The sequence below is a fragment of the Psychrobacter sp. 1176_08 genome, assembly GCF_052850615.1.
Genome location: NZ_VXCU01000009.1, coordinates 24,396 through 42,568, shown reverse-complemented (window position 1 = coordinate 42,568; position 18,173 = coordinate 24,396). Strand labels below are relative to the sequence as shown.

The following is an 18,173-nucleotide window of genomic DNA, read 5'->3' as shown; positions in this document are numbered from 1 at the left end:
CGTTTAAAAGGACCAGTATGGCAACGATTTTAACATTAGCAGGCGATGGTATTGGCCCTGAAATCATGACTCAAGCCATTGATGTGCTTGAAGCCGTCAATAAGAAGTTTGCATTGGGTTTGACACTTGAATCAGGACTTATTGGTGGGGTAGCCATTGACGCAACTGGCGAGCCTTTACCAGAGGAAACTCTGACGCGTGCACGTGCTGCAGATGCTGTACTACTAGGAGCAGTTGGTGGTCCTAAATGGGATAGTATCGAACGTAGTAAACGCCCAGAGCGCGGCCTACTTAAGATCCGTGGTGAGCTTGGTTTGTTTGCTAACCTTCGAGTAGCAAAACTATATCCGCAGCTTGCTAATGCATCAAGCATCAAGCCTGAGATCATCTCAGGCTTGGATTTATTGATCGTTCGTGAATTGACTGGCGGCATCTATTTTGGCGAGCCACGCGGTATTCGTACATTAGAAAATGGCGAGCAGCAAGGCTATAACACCATGGTGTATAGCACCAGTGAGATACAGCGCATCGGTAAAGTGGCTTTTGAGTTGGCAAAAACGCGGGCGCAAGCCGCAGGTACAGCGCCAAAGGTATGTTCGGTAGATAAGGCAAATGTCTTAGAAGTGACTGAATTGTGGAAGCAGACAATGATCGAGATGCAGCAAGCAGACTACAGCGATGTGGCGTTATCGCACATGTATGCTGACAATGCTTGCATGCAACTTATCAAATATCCTAAGCAATTTGATGTTATGGTCACAGGCAATATGTTCGGCGATATTTTATCTGACGAAGCAGCGATGCTGACAGGTTCTATCGGTATGCTACCATCAGCAAGCCTTGATGAAGCGGGTAAAGGGATGTATGAGCCGTGTCATGGCTCAGCACCTGATATTGCTGGTCAAGACAAAGCCAATCCATTGGCAACCATTTTATCTGTAGCGATGATGCTTCGCTATACCTTCAAACAAGAAGAGGCGGCGCAAGCCATTGAGCAAGCAGTCAGCGATGTCTTGGATGATGGTTTACGTACTGTCGACATCTTAGATCGTAGCGAAGAGGGACTCAAGCAAGTTGGCTGTCAAGAGATGGGACAGGCAGTATTGACCAAACTGGTCTAAAGCCCGTTTGAGGAAATCGATCTTTTATTAGGATTGTTAAAAAGCGTCAACTGATACTTTATCAACCCATAAATTGCTTCGCAGTTTATGGGTTTTTTATTGCTTATCCATTGAAGATAAAAACGGACAGCAACGATTTACGCCATATTAAAAACCTTCTTATCAGCAGTGTTAACAGATATGCTGCACAATTCAGATGCTTTTAACATAAAGCTGTTACATCCTCACAGAATAATGTGTCAACATGAGTTGTTTGTTAAACTTAAAAAGTAACGCTCGGAATAGCTTAATAAAGTTATGTATCGAATAAGTGGGCATTCGAAGTAATAAGTCTTAATAACAAAATCCTTAATAACAACAGCATAATAAAAAATTAGGAGCATTACATGTATCAATTGAAAAAGGTAAGCGCTGCACTCGTAGCGGCAGGTTTATCGACAGCAATTTTTATGAGCCAGAGCGTTGCAGCGACCAATACTGATCAGAGTGCAAATGACACAACCAGTATGGCTAAGAATGATGTCAGTCCAGTTACTAATGGTGTCAGTCAAAAGCCGATGGGTAGTAGTAAAACGGTCAGTTCACTCAAGAACTTACTCCCTGTTATTAACTATACGACAGATAACTTGTCTCCTATGGCAACAAAGGTAAATGCAGCAAATTGGAAAACAGGGGTAAAAATAGACCGTACCACAGGGACTAAGTTGCAGGCATTACTAAACTGGCATCATAATGGTGTGGGTCCCGTAGATGGATACTGGGGTAAGAATACTCGCAAAGCAATGCAAGCATTTCAGAAAGCAAACGGTCTGAGCGTTACTGAAAATTTGAATAATGAGACATGGCAAGCATTAACTAAAAATGAAAAGCTGGTTGCCCAGCCTGTGTTGGTGAGTTACCAATTGAGTGATGATGATGTAAACATCAAAACGACTAAAATACCTACTGACACAAAAGAAAAGGCCAAGCTCGACGGCATGTATTATGAAAGCCTCACTGAAGCGCTGGCAGAAAAATTTCATATCAGTGAAGATTATTTAAAAGCATTGAATCCTAATGCTAAGTTTACAGCTGGCGAGACCATCACTGTTTATAACCCCAGTAATCCTAACACCAAACCTGTCAGCAGAGTCGTTGCAGATAAGGCTACTGAGACATTATATGCCTATGACAGTAATAATAAATTGATTGCCAGTTATCCCACTACGGTAGGGAGTACAGCAACACCGTCACCAACAGGAACGCATACCGTAGAAGTGAAGGTACATGAGCCTAATTACACGTACACCGCTGATGATGGTAGCAAGTCTATTATTCCGCCAGGGCCCAACAATCCTGTTGGTCTAGTCTGGATTGGACTCAGCAAACCCACGTATGGTATTCATGGTTCGCCAGATCCTGCTCGTATCAGTCGCCAAGCATCGGCAGGTTGTATCCGTCTAACCAACTGGGATGCACTGGCACTTTTAGGGGTAATCGAAAACGGTGCCACTGTTGAATTCAAATAAAAGCTGGTTCATGATTTAGAATCAATATTCTCATGGCCTATAAAGCAGACAAAAAAATACCGCTGATATTAGCGGTATTTTTTTAATGAAATAAGTTGCTTGCAGTCAAAACTAAAACATTGATAGGCAATAATGAGTAGGTTAGTATTTTCATTATTATTATCAGTTAAACCACTCAAACATTCATATCAGCGGTAAAAAACAACGTAACAACTGGTGGTACATGTAAATGCTTTTATAACCATCTTAATTGATAAGAATTTAGTTCTTACCACGATAAGTAATGCGACCTTTAGACAAGTCATAAGGTGTCATTTCTACCTTAACCTTATCGCCTGTTAAAATACGGATATAGTGTTTACGCATCTTACCAGAAATGTGAGCGATGATTTCGTGTCCGTTTTCTAAACGCACTTTGAATAAAGTATTTGGAAGGGTGTCAATGACTTCGCCTTCAAATTCAATGATATCGTCTTTTGCCATAATTTGTATCAATCAATTAAAAATAAGCCCATATTATACGTAAGTTGGCTGGTTAAAGCAATACAGAACCTGGTTTTGACTTGACAGTCTGTAAGTGATATGTATATCAGTCAGGCAAATTAAGCCAAAGTGGCGTTAAAGGCGCCTTTGGAAGAAGTTTCTGAAACTGTTCAGGATAGTAAGCATTAATAAAATACAAACCATCACCAGATGCGGTTGGCGGCGCTATAGTGCGGTCTTTTTTGTTTAAAATATTCAAAAAATCTGTCGGATCAAGTTCGTGTCTACCAATAGCATATAACGTGCCCATTAAGTTACGAACCATGTGATGTAAAAATCCATCTGCTTGAATATCAAAAACGATGAACTGACCGTGAGAAAATAAGTTTGCATGACTGACCTGACGAACAGGTTGATTGGATTGGCAGGCCGCAGCGCGATAACTGCTAAAGTCATGCGTACCCACGATATCGGCTGCCGCCAGTTGCATCGCTTTTAAGTCAAGAGGTTCATAGATATGGGTCACTTGATGGTTGAGTATCGCAGGACGCTGTGTTTGATTGAGCGTGATATAACGGTATCGACGTGCAATGGCACCAAAGCGCGCATGAAAGTCGGCTGGCATGGGTTGAATCCAGCGTAGCGCTATATCATCAGGCAGTAGGCTATTTACGCCGCGCAACCAGTTATGTGTAGGACGATACGCACGGGTCGTAAAATGAGCAATCATATTGCTGGCATGCACACTGGCATCAGTACGCCCAGCAGCGACTACTTCTACTGGCTCGTTGGCGACCTTGCCGATGGCTACCTCTAATGCCTCTTGTACACCCAGCACTTCGCGTTGGCGCTGCCACCCATGATAATGTGTGCCTAAAAACTCGATAGCAATTGCTAAGGTATAGGTTGGTAAAGATTCAGGATTTATAGGTTCTAAGTCAGGCAGTGCTTCAGTGTTGGGCATTGTGTTTTTAACGCTTATAAAATAAATAGGGAGTTACCGTTTTTTGGTGGTTGTGCTGGTTTGAGTCACATTATTTAACCAGCGCTGTCGGCGTCTCGCTGGACTGTCATAACGTAGCAATAACCATAACAAGCGTGCGTAAACAGCGGGAATGGTCAAGCGCCCACCAGAAATCACATGATGCTCGTATTGCCAACTGCCAGCAGCATAGCTATCGCTAACACCGCCAAACGGACATTGGCTGGTACATACCACCAAATGTCCTTTTTTATGAGCAAGCTCTAAGGTTTCTGCCAATGCTGCTGAATAAGGAACATTACCAGCACCAAACCCCATTAGAATAACGCCAGAAGGCGGCTGTGATAGTAAGGCTTGTAATTGACTGTTTATTGCTTCAGCATCATTGGGCAAACAATACAAAGCGTTAACACGCACGCTTTTCGCACGACTTTGAATATTGTTTAGTACTTCTTGTTGGTCATCTAGCCAATGCTGACGGCGGGTATCTGGTAGGCTTCTTACATAACTGTTGGCCGGATACGCGGCTCTAAAATGACCTGTAAATGCCATTAAATCATGACTGTGAATTTTTTGAACCGTTTGGGCCGGCCATGCCTCACCACCAAAACTAATCTTGACGCCAGATTCACCCGCTGCTGCCAACTGTAGTGAATGATTGAGATTGTCCCAAGCATCGCTATGCTCATCGATACAATAAGAGTGAATCACTTCGCTGTCTAATAAAGGACGCATACTTCCCGTTAAGACAACACAGATATCACTACCAGCAAAAGCTTCTGCCAAAAAAGCGCCCAAATAGCTTAGCGTGTCTGTCCCAGTAATCAATACAAAACGTCTACCACCTTGCGCATAGGCAGCCAATAGAAGCTGATAAAAATGGGCAAAATCGCTGGGTGTCAATTGACTGCTGTCTTTGAACAACGTGTTGTCTAACCATGAGCTTTTTGGTAGATTAGCTGTGTGCGCTTGAGCTGCTAATAGCTCCTGCACGATAGGTAAAAACACGTCTGCTGATAACGATGATAAAGGTTTTCCATAGCTACCAAAGGTGCCACCAGCATAAATCAGTTGAATAGGATCAGATAGAGTCTTTGTCATAGTAGAGGATGGCATAGTATTGGTACGATAAAAGAAGATAAGGCAGTAATAATAGATAATATAAAGGCGAAATGCAAAAAAATCAGCAAGTATTCTATGTCATATACTCATAGAATACTTGCTGATGAAAAACTAAGTTATTTGTGATACTGGTATCTGTAATTACGCTGTGCGTTTAAGCAGAAGTTTGGCTTGATTTTGTTGTTCATGGTTGCCTTGAACCATAACTTCATTGAGTAAACGTTTGGCGCTATCGTATTCACCCAATTGTACATACTGAGTGGCCAAATCTAACGTCACTTGATTACTATCCAGCGATTTTACAAAATCAAAGTCTGCTGAAAAACGAGATGCAAAATCTTCTGTTGATTCGGTATCAATTTCATTTTCAAGAATAACGCTGTTATCTGCTTCGACAGGTGCTGATGACGTCGGCTTTGTTAAAGCACCACTTAGCTCAAAGTCAAAGTCTTCCTCTAATACGGTGTTGTCATCGAATAATAGTGGCTCAGAAGAATTAGTAACCTCTGGCGTATCCGTAATTTCGTGTTCTACAGAGTTGTCGTCAAATCGTTGCTCTTCAAACCTGATGTCTTCAAATTTACTATCGTCAAGGGTGCTACTTTCAGAGCTATTGTTTTTAGAGTCAGTATTTTCAAAAGTGTGGTCTTTAGAGATATTGTCTTTAGAACTGCTGTCTTCAAAGTCAGTATTTTCAAGAATGAAATTATCGATGTCATTCGTTTCTTCAAGAGCAGGTACAATGCTTTCTGACACAGTCTCTGTATTATTTGATGCATCAAAATCATCTAATGATAAGACGAACTCATCTTCATTTTGATTAGCCTCAATGCTCAATTCTTCGACGATTGATTCTTTATTATCAGCAATAGTATCGGTCTCAGCATCGCTTACTAAATCATCAAAATCTAAGATGAACTCTTCGCTATCTAACGTCATATCTTCGTTAGCGCTATCAGCATTACGTGAAGCTACAGGTGTGTTTATTGGAGTCTTATCGGCCTCAGATGAATCAAACTCAAAGTCGAAATCAATGATATCGCTGTCTTCGCTAGTCGTCTCATCGACGGTAGCAGTATTAAAACTTTGCTCTTCTGTGTCGTTCAATGAGGTTACAGGCGCTACACTAGTAGTGGCAGGCTCTTCAAAACCATGACCTTCAAAATCATTGTCAAAGTCACTGAGGGTAAGATCAAAGTCGTTTTCTACTGACTCATTAGTAGAGCTGATATGATCAAACTCATTTGATGCTGCAGTTTGATGGGTTTGCTCATCTGCCCAAGTAGGATTGCTATCTTGTACAGCTGGCTGATCAGACAGCACTTTTTGATCATCAGTTTGACTGATCGGTAAGTCAAAATCTATGCTTTCAAAGTTAGTATGATCTTCTACTGGCGCTACTTCTGCAGCAACAGGCGCTTGCTCTCCAAAGAACAAAGCTTTTAATTCATTGGCCTGAGTGATACTTTGTGGATCGCTCTGAGTCTTGATAGTGTTATAAACATTATTAAAGTTTTCGGGCTGATCTAGCGTGGCATAAATGCTCAGTAGCTTAAGCAATAATTGACTATCGTTCGGCTTCTCATTAAGTCCACGAGTTAGTGTCTCAATGGCTTTGTCATGGCGCTGTTGATCAATAAAACGCTGGGCGATTGTAATGTGATCAAATTTCTTATCAATATCTTCACGGCTATGAGCAGGGGTATTATCATTGGTTTTGGCAGTCGGCGTTAGAGTAGCGGCCTTTTTTCCTGATTGAATAGCTGGTGGTATTGACGTTTCTTGTGCTTTCTTTTTGCGCAATACTAAAACAGCTACCAATAAGATGAGCACCAATCCGGCGATGATATATAGCATATTGTCCATAATTACTCCAACGCCTATCTATGATCATGGCGTATTGCATTGATCAATCAGGCAATTATTGATTGCGTAGTTTTTTAAGACGAGCTTGTAGCTCAGCCAGTTTTTGATTTTGTAATTGAATTTTTTTAGCATAGTTATCAAGTGTACTACTGGTCTTTGATAACCGCTGCGCTTGTGTTGCTGTACTCTGTCTTGATGATTTTAGAGTCGCTAATATATCTGTGCTAAGCCCATTACCTTTGGTCGCTGCTGATTTTGCCTGCGTGCCCTCGGCACTTCCATTATAATCAGGAGCCAGTACTGAAAACTGGGCCTTTGGCAATGTTTGAGTCTTAGTGGTTACAGGCTCTACACGTGGTTTGGTTGTTTGAGCCCTCTCAGATGACGATGGAGAGCGCTTTTTGGTGGTTTCCGGTATGACAGAGGCGTTTGAACGCCGACTATATTGTCTTTGTGCGCTAATAGCGTCTTCTAATTTTTTCTGTGACGGAATTACATCGTAGCTGGGTAAGCTTAGCTTTGCATCTGCTTTTAGTTGACCTGCGTCTCTATTGATAAAAGCATCAGGGTTTTGTGATTGAATCTGCTTCATCACGGTTTGCACATTCAGATTGTTTTCTTGTGCAATCTGCTGCGCTATCATCCATAAGCTATCGTTGCGTTGTACTTGATATTGAGCAGTCACGCTATTAGTCATATTGCTAGAATCAGCACTGGCAACAATCTCAGGATTATTATTAACTTTGGCTTCAGAGTTTGCGATATTAGCCGGTATATTGCCAGTTGAAGCAATTGTAGAAGTGGCATCGCTCGTATCAAGGTTTGTCTCTGAGTTTTTAACAGCCAAATCTTTAGCCATATTGGCATTGGGAGTTGGTTTAAGAGTAGAGGCAGCAACAGTGCTGACTTCTTTTTCGCTTCTTGGCTGTATCTGACGAGTGACTTGTATATTCAAAATATCTAGCTGTTTGTCAGTAATGGCTTGAGTGGGTGCCTTATCAACTGCAATGACAGCTTTACTGTTGTTTGCATCATTGGCAGTGGTACTATTATTAATGAGCCTATCGTTGGCTATACTCTCAATAGAATTGACGCCAACGCTGCTTTGCTGGGTTGCGCTATTAGCTTTATCCGTCAAACGACCATTATCCAAACGGCTAGATGCATAAGAAAGGCTGTTGCCTGCTGAGGCAGTAACGGTAGGCGCTTGTATGCGAGTTGCCTGCATACTGGGCACAGGCGATTTTGCAGCGATCAACTCATTTGCTGATGAATGGATGGCAGGTAGACTCGATGTAGGCATCAATGGCGGCGGTGCACCTTTTCTGAGCGTCAGCGGCTTGGCAGTACTGGCAGATACCGTTGGTAAGTTGGGCTTTTTTGCCCCTGTGTTGATGTTAGTAGATGTGTTAAGAGGCAAGCCATCATCGAGCGGCATCAGCAAGGTTTTGGGAATGACATTACTTTGACCTTTATCGTTGATGGTTAGTACCACATCAGCAAAAGGTTTCGATACCGGCTGTGATGTGGTGATAATGACTTGACCGCTGGTAGCTGAAGTTGGCGTAAAGCGTACCATCATTGAATCTGTTTTGGTCAATCCCATTTGCTGATAAATGGCTGGATTTGCTAAGCTCGCTGAAAAGTCTGCTGCTCGAATATCGGTGACGACAATACTTGCTGCTAGCGGCTCATGTTGGGCAGAGGTGACTACCGTCTTGCCGATCGTTGCTGCTTGAGCACTTGAAGTCAGAGCCACGTAGCCGACAGAATACAGTAATGCCATCGAAATCGCGCGATGTACAGTAGTCAAGCGATAAGAGAGATGACAAGACATGAGCCGCCCTTTAGGATATAAGTTGTCTTTGCTGTTATAGCAAAATACTAACCAGTTTACCAGTTTATTTCACAACTGTTGTGACCAATAAAAAAATGTTTGTATCGTGTTTAATTTGCTTTTTTATCGAGCAACATAGCATCGCCGTAACTAAAGAAACGGTATTGTTTTTCAATAGCATGTTGATAGGCATGTTCGATGGCAGCTTTGCCAGAAAAAGCGGAGACCAACATCAATAAAGTAGATTTGGGCAAATGAAAATTGGTCAGTAAACGATCTATTACCCCGAACTTAAAACCAGGGTAAATAAATATATCTGTATCGCCTGACCAGCTAGAAAGTGGTTGACCTTCTACTGCAGTCTTTTGATACGCAGTTTCAAGGACACGAGTGACCGTCGTACCAATGGCAATGACTTGGTTGCCGTTTGCATGAGTTTGGTTGATGAGATCAGCGGTTGCCTGCGGTAAATGGGCATATTCACTATGCATGGTGTGATTGAGCAAGTTGTCTGTCTTAACGGGGGCAAAAGTACCAGCGCCAACGTGCAGCGTGACAAAAGCTGTATTGATACCTTTCTCTGTCAGTTGGTTCAATACGGATTCATCAAAATGTAAGCTTGCAGTAGGGGCAGCCACGCTCGCAAGCTTGGCTGGATCATGAAAGACAGTTTGATAACGCGTATTATCAGTGTCATCTGCATGACGCTCAAAGTAAGGTGGAATGGGTAGCTCGCCATACAGTTCTAGGTGAGGCAAAATAGGGGCCTCAAACGCCAAGATAAATAGATTGTCTTGACGACCAATCATAACCGCGTTCATATGACCATCAGCCAGCGATACGCGCTGCCCAAGCTTAGGCGCTTTACTGGCTTTTACATGACAAAGCGCAATATGTTCTTTATTGACAGCCGTATCGTCTATGGTTTCTACGTGTAGAGTGGTTACATCCAAATCTGAGAGGGTCACCAAACGCTCAATCAATACCTCAATCTTCCCACCTGTGTCTTTTTGACCAAATAATCGCGCCTTCATCACTTTTGTGTCATTAAACACAATCAAATCGCCTGCATTTAATAAATCGGGTAACTCAGCAAACAAACGATCCTGCACACTGGCTGTGTTTTTCTGATTATCAGTGGCTAGGTATAGCAGTTTTGAGGCAGAACGTTGTGCCAGTGGATAGCGAGCAATAAGACTATCTGGCAACTCATAATCATAATCATCAACGCTCAAATAGTCTAAGACGTTGTTGTCTGTATCGTTATCAATTAAGGTGGGAGTCGTAGAATCTAGCGCATGAAAGTCGGTCATAATGAGTCTTTAAATGAATAGAAATTTTGGAACAATTGTAGCAGAAATGAGATTGTGAGAGGATAGCTAAATATAATTACTCACACCTAAGAGTAGCTTAAATTTTATAAATAGCCTAAGTGAAAAATAGCATAGTAGATGATAGACAAAACCATCCAGAATTTATTGCCTAAAAAACTACTCAAATAAATTGAGCTGAGGTAGCACTTGTGCCGCTGGCATTAATGATGAAAAAGTAACGCCTACTAGTCGAATGGGAAGCTGGCGCGGAATATCTAAAAACAACTTATCAAGCCAGTAATGAGCAGATTCAGCGCTATCAAAAGCTGTAGAGAGCGTGTGTGTACGCGTGATTTGAGTGAAGTCTGCGTACTTTACTTTTAGGGTAATGGTATGAGCGATGAGCGCCTTCTTTTGTAGTTGATTAAATGCATCCTCATTTTGTTCATAAATCTGAACGCGTAGGGCATTATCATCGTTGAGATTCTCTGTAAAAGTGGTCTCCGAACCAACAGACTTATGCGTGCGCTCTGATTTTACCGCACGCTCATCACGCCCATGTGCAATATCATGATAAAACTGTCCACGCTTACCAAACTCTTGCACCAACAGAGTCGCTGACAGATTCCGAAGATCAGCACCAGTATTGACACCCATTGCGTGTAAACGCTGAGCAGTTGCCTTACCTATACCGTGAAAGCGCTCGATAGGTAAGGTGCTAATAAAAGCCTCGCTATCTTCTGGTGTGATGATGGCTGTGCCATTGGGCTTGTTAATATCAGAGGCAATTTTGGCCAGCATTTTATTAAAAGATACCCCAGCAGAAGCCGTCAACCCGGTGTGCTCGAGAATCTGGGCGCGTAACCAATTGGCCATTAAAGTTGCCGACCCTTGGTGAGCTGTTAGCCCTGTGACGTCTAAATATGCTTCATCCAGCGACAACGGCTCAACATGTGGTGTTAAGTGGTACATAAGCTGACGTATCTCACTGCTAACAGTGCGATAAACCTCAAAACGTGGTCGTACAAATATCACTTCTGGACAGCGTTTGCGTGCCTCGTAGCAAGACATAGCAGAACGCACACCAAATTGACGCACTTCATAACTGGCCGCCGCCACCACACCGCGACCATTTGGATCGCCGCCCACGACCAACGGTTTACCTCGCAACTCTGGAAAATCGCGCTGTTCAACACTGGCATAAAAGGCATCCATATCTATATGGATAATCTTACGAGGACTGGGGCTTTTGAAGGTTGTCATAGTCCTTATTTTACCTGACAGACAGTTTGAGTTCAGTATCAATTATTCGGTAATACAACTAATATAGTCCTACGTTTTGATACTGACTTGTTTAAGCCATTGGTGTGATTGTTGGTCAGATAACGGCATAATACGAGCGACATATCTCTAAAACCTTGCGATAAGGCTTATACTAAAGATGGAGTTGCAGTGTGAAAAAGTTTGAAGAAATATGTTTAATAATCATTGATGACATTAAGTCTGGTAGAAAAAAAATTGGAGACAAAATACCTTCAATTCGTGCCATGTCAAAACAATATAACGTGTCAAAAAATACCATAGTGAACGCGTATAGCATTTTACTCGAACAGCGTTGGATCAAGGCGTTACCCAAATCAGGGTTTTATATCAGTGAAGATTTATCCAGCAAAGAGATGCACAATACCATGTTGGATTTGACCAATGTTTATAATGGCGTCGATTTACTTGAGCAACAGCTGGTCAACGAGTACAGTCACAAACCTGGCGAGGGTAGATATCCAAGAGAGTATATGGATAAGCTCAAGCTAGACAGTTATCTGGGTTACCCGAATTGTGGCGACAAACCTTCCTATCTTGACTATGGATATGGCGATCCAGCTGGTAACAGCATGCTTCGAGGACTGATCACTGACATACTGAAAAATCATTCTCTTAACGTTGATCCGCAAAATGTGTTAATGACGTATGGTACCAATCACAGTGTGGATTTAATCATTAGGCATTTTTTGTCAGAAGGCGATAACGTTATCGTAGAGTCGCCTGGATATTACCCTTTATTCAGCAAGCTTAAGCTTAATAAAGTGAATATGATTGCGCTCAAAAGAACCAAGTTTGGTTTAGATGTGAATAATCTAGAAGCCATTATTCAAAAAAAGCACCCCAAGATATTATTTCTGCAGCCCTTCGCGCACAATCCAACAGGGACAGACTTAACCGTAGAAAACCTTGAAGCCATTAAGTCGGTCTGCGTAGAAAATAACGTCATTATCGTTGAAGATGATCCTTTTTTACTGATTCGAGAAAAAGCCGCCAGTTATCTATTTAGTGAAGACGAGCCTGTCATTTACCTAAGCAGCTTTTCAAAAACCGTTTCTGCCTCGTTACGATGTGGTTTTATCGTCGCCTCTAAGCCATTAATAAAATCACTTACGCGTCTAAAAATGATAACGGTCATCAATACGTCATCCATCACCGAAAACATCCTTAATCATATGATCAGTAGTGGCACGCTAGACAATCATCTTCAAGCACTAAAAAATCTGTCACATGAAAAGTCAGCCGAATCAATAACGGCTCTGAGTACCATCGAAGGCCTAAAGCTTTATCCTCACAATCCCAGTGGTCATTTTTTGTGGTTTCGTATTCCAATGGATGACAAAAAAGTCGTCAACTATGCCAGAAAAAACAATATTTTTATGGCGCCAGGCAATCTGTTTTTTCCTTGTGAGAATACGTATTTTGCCTTGAGAATCAATAAATTCTATATAGACCAAACCACCGTTACATTCATTGAAGAAGAGATTTTTAATACGCGTTAGCCTATGATTTTTTATAACTGCTTTAAAGCCGTTGTCCAAAAAGGAGCCGTTGGGTGTCACCCATTGTTCACGCTCAGTATGATTTCACTACCTATCTATTTACTTATCTTACTTACCCAATGGTCTCTTCTTGTATTCAATCGACTGTGTTCGCCACAATAACGTCGTTCTATAAGGATGGGTACAGTTTTGAGGGTAAAAGCCTTTCTGTACCCTTGGAAGAACATTCCGCACATGGTATTTCTATAATAACGGACTGAAGTAGTACTGCTACTAGCAGTCTTAGGGTTTTGCTATTTCAAACCTTTTTTAAAGGAATCACTTTACAGGATGTATACCCATGCAAGAATCAACCTCTTCTTCGCGCATTTCTAGTTTTTACAAACTTGAGCACCAGCAACGTTTAGAAAAAATCGCTGAATTTTTGGGCGAAAGCAATTTCAGTCAAGATCACTTTTTGAACACTGGTAATACGGAGTTTCAGACCGTTGATAATATGATTGAGAATGCCATTGGTACGATGAATATCCCCATTGGTGTTGCTACTAATATGATAATTGATGGTAAAGACAGACTGATTCCTATGGCGACAGAGGAGTCGTCCGTAGTGGCCGCTGTTTGTAATGCAGCCAGACAATGCCGGGCTACTGGTGGTTTTTATACCCATACTTCTGAACACATTATGATCGGCCAGATTCAATTGATTGATGTCATTAATCCCATGATTACCAAACAAGTTATCCTTGAAAATGAGCACGATATTAAAGCTATCTGTAACGATGTAGATCCATTATTAGTGAAGTTAGGCGGCGGGTTCAAAGGGTTAGAAGTGAGAGTGTTGGATGATGGTCATGAATACAACATTATTGTACATATTTTGGTAGATACCTGCGATGCCATGGGTGCAAATGCAGTCAACTCTATGGTTGAAGCGTTATCGCCAGCATTGGAGGGCTGGACATCTGCCAAAGCAAATATGAGGATTTTGTCAAACCTTGCAGACAAACGCCTGTCGATGGCTCGTGCCACGTGGCCTACGGATGAGATAGGGGGAGAAGCCGTTAGAGATGCGATGTTATCAGCATTCCGATTTGCAGATACTGATCCTTATCGGGCAGCGACCCATAATAAAGGCATTATGAATGGGATATCCGCTGTGATTCTGGCAACAGGGAATGATACACGAGCGATAGAAGCGGGTGCACACGCCTACGCTTGTAAGACAGGTCAATATCGTAGTTTATCCAGTTGGGGTGTTGATAAAGACGGCAATTTATGCGGCAGCTTAGAATTGCCCATGGCAGTCGGTCTGATTGGTGGTGCAACCAAAGTGCACCCAACGGCGCAGCAAAACTTAGAGATTTTGAACATTGATTCTGCAGATGAGCTGGCTAGGATTACGTGTGCGGTTGGATTGGCACAAAATTTTGCGGCAATGAAGGCCTTGGTGACCACAGGTATTCAAAAAGGCCATATGTCACTGCATGCAAAAAACATCGCGGTGATGGCAGGTGCCAAAGCCCATGAGGTTGACAAAGTAACTGAGCTATTAGTTCAGAGTGGCAAAGTGCGTATCGATGTGGCCCAGGAGATCTTAGCAACCTTGCGTCACAAGAGCGGGTAACCAGTGCACATCGATAAGAAATAAAAGTTCAGTTAGCACCAAGGTCGATGCTTCAATACTGATTTTTAGATGGTCATTCTATACGGACTATGATGACAAGGATGAATATGACTATGGACAGTTCAAACAATAATTTGGTAGAGGTCTGGGGGGATACGGTTAATTTTAAGTCGATGCTATTCGCTATCGTGATAGGTAGCGTCGTGAGTACAGGGACTTTTCTATTGGCCAAGTTTTTTCTGTCTTCTTCCTCTGGAGACACGACCCTGCTTAATGGTTATGCAATGCTCATTGGCTTAGGAGGTTGTCTGCTCTCAGGCTTTATTTGCTCCATTATGTTTAAACCAGCAAGGACAGTGATATCCAGTCAAGAAGACAATAGCGATAATGTCAAAGCATTTATTGTCGACTTAATTAAAGACGATCCCAATTACACCAGCGTCAATGATTTACCTTCTGAAGTAAAAGAAGAGCTGAATTTGTTGCAATTAATGACCGTGTTTCAAGAAGCAGAAGAGATAGCAAAGAAAAAACAATAACAAATGGACGGTTTTTCTAAGCATTTATATAAGAGCCATTAGCCGATATACGACAGCCAGTGGCTAAGAATACAGACTTCAAGGAAGAAGGCGATGTTACATGAGATTTTGATTCAGTTTTGGCCAGCGCTGATGTATGGCGTTATTGGCGCTATTATTTTTTCACTAATTGGTATGGTATCAGGAACAGATGAGACCGCGACCATGGTGCCGCTTACCTTGATGGTGATTATCATTGGGGCGCCGCCAGCAGCCGTGTTTACATTTTGGATGGCAGGTGCTGTGTCCAAACACATGACTCATGCTATACCGACAGCGCTGCTGGGGATTCCTGGTGATACGATGGCGACACCTATGTTAGAGGAGGCAGATCTTTTACGGAAGTTGGGCATACCGCATATTGCCCTCAAAAAGATGATCTCAAGCTCAATTATATCGGCTTTTATTGCGGTGGTTGCCGCTGTTGGGTTTGCCTTAATTTTAGCGCCATTTGGCGACATTATTACTAAGTTTGCGCCATGGATCTTTTTAATAGCTGCCATATCCATTGCTTATTTTTCAAAAGGTAAGTGGGCATCGGTACTGCTACTCATTCCCTTTGTGACGTTCATCTTGGCGCTAAAAGCCTTTACAGCACAATATGATACCAGTCTGGGCGTGACTTACTTTTTAGCGATTGCTATCGGCCCCCTAATAGCAGATTTGTTTACTGTTATGAGTCCTGCTGGTAGAAAGTTGCAATCTCGAGCAAAAAATAACGAGGTTCAAGTCGCGCCAGATTTGAAGCTTTGGCAGGGTTATTTTCCCAATCCATTTAAAATTTTGAACAAGACACAGACTAAATTTACGGTGATTACCTCCCTAATATCGAGTGCCACCTTTGTGTTTAGCCCAGTGGCAATGACCGTGATATTGGGTGAATTTGTGGGTTCGCGTATCAAAAATACGTATCATAGGCTAACGACGGTCTTGTCTTCTAAGAATGGGGTCACTGAATCGACCTATATTGCAGAAGCCTTGATCCCATTAATTGCTTTTGGTCTACCGCTCAGTCCAGTCGCTGCTGGTCCTGCCGCGCCTTTATTCAATGCGCCGCCTGTGTTTAATGTGGAGACAGCTGAAGTAGCAGGTAATAACTTGCACCACTTACTCAGTCCGATGGATTTTCTTTTTTATGGTGTCCTATCAGTCATATTGGCCGCTATTATCGCGTATCCTTTTTCAATGAACTACGCCAGAAACGCCGCTTTATTTGTAGTGAAAAAAATAAGCCACGAAGCGATTATCGCCACTTTTATCGGTCTGATTTTGGTCATTAGTATATGGGAAGGGGGGTTGGTTGGTGTGTTTACCGTTCTAGGATTGGGTTTACTGGGTGGTCTTTTATCAAAACACTTCTCATTCAATACAGGCTGTCAGTTCATGGGTTATTACGTGGCTGTGTTGTCAATCCCTGCGATTATGTGATGTTTAATCTTGATGAGTAACATTTCTAATAGAGCGCTGAGTAGGGTTCGGCGCTCCCATGCGTTCTTAAACAAAGAATAGCGACAATGATGGTAAGACATGACTAAAAGATTTGGTATGAATTCTACTGAGCATGAATAAAGGTGCTAAGGTGAATGAATCAGGAAGAAAGTAATTTTAACAGGGAGAGTGAATTTGTTGGCTTTATTAGGATTTTTGACGATTGCTGTGTTTTTGGTTCTTATATTGACTAAAAAGGTATCCGTGATTGTTTCGCTGATTTTAGTACCGATTGTTTTTGCGTTAATAGGTGGTTTTGGCAGCGAGTTAGGCACTTTTATGTTGGACGGTATTGTGAGTGTGGCGCCAACGGGCATTATGTTAGGGTTTGCTATTTTGTTTTTTGGTGTGATGAACAATGCCGGACTATTTGATCCATTAATTACAAGAATCTTGAAACTCGTCAAAGGTGACCCAGTGAAAATCACCATAGGAACGGTTGTCATTGCGATGATTGCCCATTTGGATGGCTCTGGGGCGTCTACTTTTTTGATTACCATTCCTGCATTATTACCGCTATATAATAAATTGGGTATGAGCCGAATTGTACTGGCGGGCATGGTAGCGCTTGGCGCAGGCACCATGAATCTAACGCCTTGGGGCGGACCAACCGCACGAGCCGCAGCGGCACTAGAGGTTAGCACCGCCCAACTATTTAATCCTATCATTCCTGCGTTTATAGCGGGTATCGTTTGGATCATCTTTGTGGCGTATCTGGTCGGAAAAAAAGAGCGTAAACGTTTGGGTGTTCAGGAGATGGAGCATAGCTTGCAGGATGAGCTCACTGAAGAAGAACGTAGTATGCGTCGCCCTAAGCTGTTTTGGTTCAATTTGGTGTTAACCGTTTTAACCATTGTGGCATTGGTTCAAGTGTGGCTACCGTTACCAATTGTCTTTATGGTGGCGTTTGCCGTTGCTGTCCTTATCAATTATCCCAAACTGAATGATCAGATGGATCAGATACGCGCGCAGTCGGTTGGCATGATTACGGTTGTTTCGATTATTTTTGCTGCGGGTATTTTTACAGGGATTCTATCGGGTACAGGCATGATTACGGCGATGGCGACGTCCTTGGTCAATATCATCCCTAATCAAGTAGGCGGTTTTATGGGTGTGATTGTCGCTACCATCAGTATGCCATTGAGTCTGATATTCACGCCAGACGCTTATTATTTTGGTGTCATGCCGATTCTGGCAGAGACGGCTGGTGCTTATGGATTGGATCCTGTTCAAATTGGTCAGGCATCTATGCTTGGACAAATGACCACAGGGTTTCCCTTAAGTCCTCTTACGGCTTCGACATTTTTATTGATTGGATTGGCAGGAGTAGAGCTTGCTGATCATCAAAAATTTGTATTCAAATGGGCGTTTGGTACGACCATCGTTATGACCATCGTGGCAGTCATCACTGGTGTCATCATATAAATAG

General features: G+C 42.4%; 14 protein-coding genes. 7 read left to right on the top strand and 7 right to left on the bottom strand.

The features are described from left to right. Nucleotides 1–17 precede the first annotated feature (17 nt). Both leuB and FW759_RS12025 read left to right on the top strand, forming a co-directional pair. Nucleotides 18–1,121 carry a 3-isopropylmalate dehydrogenase gene (leuB, locus tag FW759_RS12030; protein WP_446443112.1) on the top strand — a complete coding sequence of 368 codons (1,104 nt, stop codon included), beginning with the start codon at nucleotides 18–20 and terminating at the stop codon, nucleotides 1,119–1,121. Between the two features lie 386 nt (nucleotides 1,122–1,507). Continuing rightward, nucleotides 1,508–2,629, top strand: a complete 1,122-nt coding sequence (locus FW759_RS12025) for a L,D-transpeptidase family protein (RefSeq protein ID WP_446443111.1) — start codon at nucleotides 1,508–1,510, stop codon at nucleotides 2,627–2,629. Nucleotides 2,630–2,890: 261 nt separating this feature from the next. Here the strand turns inward: FW759_RS12025 and infA are convergent, their stop codons facing one another. The 7 genes from infA to dinB form a co-directional block, all read right to left on the bottom strand. Next, the gene (gene infA, locus FW759_RS12020) at nucleotides 2,891–3,112 is read right to left on the bottom strand and encodes a translation initiation factor IF-1 (protein WP_021814850.1); all 222 of its coding nucleotides are present in this window, start codon (nucleotides 3,110–3,112) and stop codon (nucleotides 2,891–2,893) included. A 106-nt stretch (nucleotides 3,113–3,218) separates the two neighbouring features. Beyond that, complete coding sequence (gene truA / locus FW759_RS12015; RefSeq protein ID WP_446443110.1) at nucleotides 3,219–4,076, bottom strand: tRNA pseudouridine(38-40) synthase TruA; 858 nt, start codon at nucleotides 4,074–4,076, stop codon at nucleotides 3,219–3,221. Nucleotides 4,077–4,109: 33 nt separating this feature from the next. Next, nucleotides 4,110–5,195 carry an asparaginase gene (locus FW759_RS12010; protein WP_446443109.1) on the bottom strand — a complete coding sequence of 362 codons (1,086 nt, stop codon included), beginning with the start codon at nucleotides 5,193–5,195 and terminating at the stop codon, nucleotides 4,110–4,112. 162 nt (nucleotides 5,196–5,357) lie between these two features. Continuing rightward, entirely contained in the window at nucleotides 5,358–7,082 is a 1,725-nt protein-coding gene (locus FW759_RS12005) for a FimV/HubP family polar landmark protein (RefSeq protein ID WP_446443108.1), read from the bottom strand. A 55-nt stretch (nucleotides 7,083–7,137) separates the two neighbouring features. Next, the gene (locus tag FW759_RS12000; protein WP_446443107.1) at nucleotides 7,138–8,919 is read right to left on the bottom strand and encodes a type IV pilus assembly protein FimV; all 1,782 of its coding nucleotides are present in this window, start codon (nucleotides 8,917–8,919) and stop codon (nucleotides 7,138–7,140) included. A gap of 110 nt (nucleotides 8,920–9,029) precedes the next feature. Continuing rightward, on the bottom strand, nucleotides 9,030–10,232 hold the full coding sequence (gene queA / locus FW759_RS11995) for a tRNA preQ1(34) S-adenosylmethionine ribosyltransferase-isomerase QueA (RefSeq protein WP_353671215.1): 1,203 nt from the start codon (nucleotides 10,230–10,232) through the stop codon (nucleotides 9,030–9,032). Nucleotides 10,233–10,409: 177 nt separating this feature from the next. After that, nucleotides 10,410–11,495 carry a DNA polymerase IV gene (gene dinB, locus FW759_RS11990; protein ID WP_443528548.1) on the bottom strand — a complete coding sequence of 362 codons (1,086 nt, stop codon included), beginning with the start codon at nucleotides 11,493–11,495 and terminating at the stop codon, nucleotides 10,410–10,412. 191 nt (nucleotides 11,496–11,686) lie between these two features. Here dinB and FW759_RS11985 point away from each other — a divergent pair, with 191 nt between their 5' ends. From FW759_RS11985 to FW759_RS11965, 5 genes are all read left to right on the top strand, one after another. Beyond that, nucleotides 11,687–13,054, top strand: coding sequence for an aminotransferase-like domain-containing protein (locus FW759_RS11985; RefSeq protein WP_446443106.1), 1,368 nt, complete (start codon nucleotides 11,687–11,689; stop codon nucleotides 13,052–13,054). A 340-nt stretch (nucleotides 13,055–13,394) separates the two neighbouring features. After that, entirely contained in the window at nucleotides 13,395–14,678 is a 1,284-nt protein-coding gene (locus FW759_RS11980; protein ID WP_446443105.1) for a hydroxymethylglutaryl-CoA reductase, degradative, read from the top strand. Between the two features lie 107 nt (nucleotides 14,679–14,785). Further along, entirely contained in the window at nucleotides 14,786–15,217 is a 432-nt protein-coding gene (locus FW759_RS11975) for a hypothetical protein (protein ID WP_062844239.1), read from the top strand. 93 nt (nucleotides 15,218–15,310) lie between these two features. Then, nucleotides 15,311–16,684 (top strand): tripartite tricarboxylate transporter permease, encoded by a 1,374-nt coding sequence (locus tag FW759_RS11970; protein WP_446443104.1) that lies wholly within the window; start codon nucleotides 15,311–15,313, stop codon nucleotides 16,682–16,684. A gap of 195 nt (nucleotides 16,685–16,879) precedes the next feature. Next, nucleotides 16,880–18,169 carry a CitMHS family transporter gene (locus FW759_RS11965; protein WP_446443103.1) on the top strand — a complete coding sequence of 430 codons (1,290 nt, stop codon included), beginning with the start codon at nucleotides 16,880–16,882 and terminating at the stop codon, nucleotides 18,167–18,169. Nucleotides 18,170–18,173 lie beyond the last annotated feature (4 nt).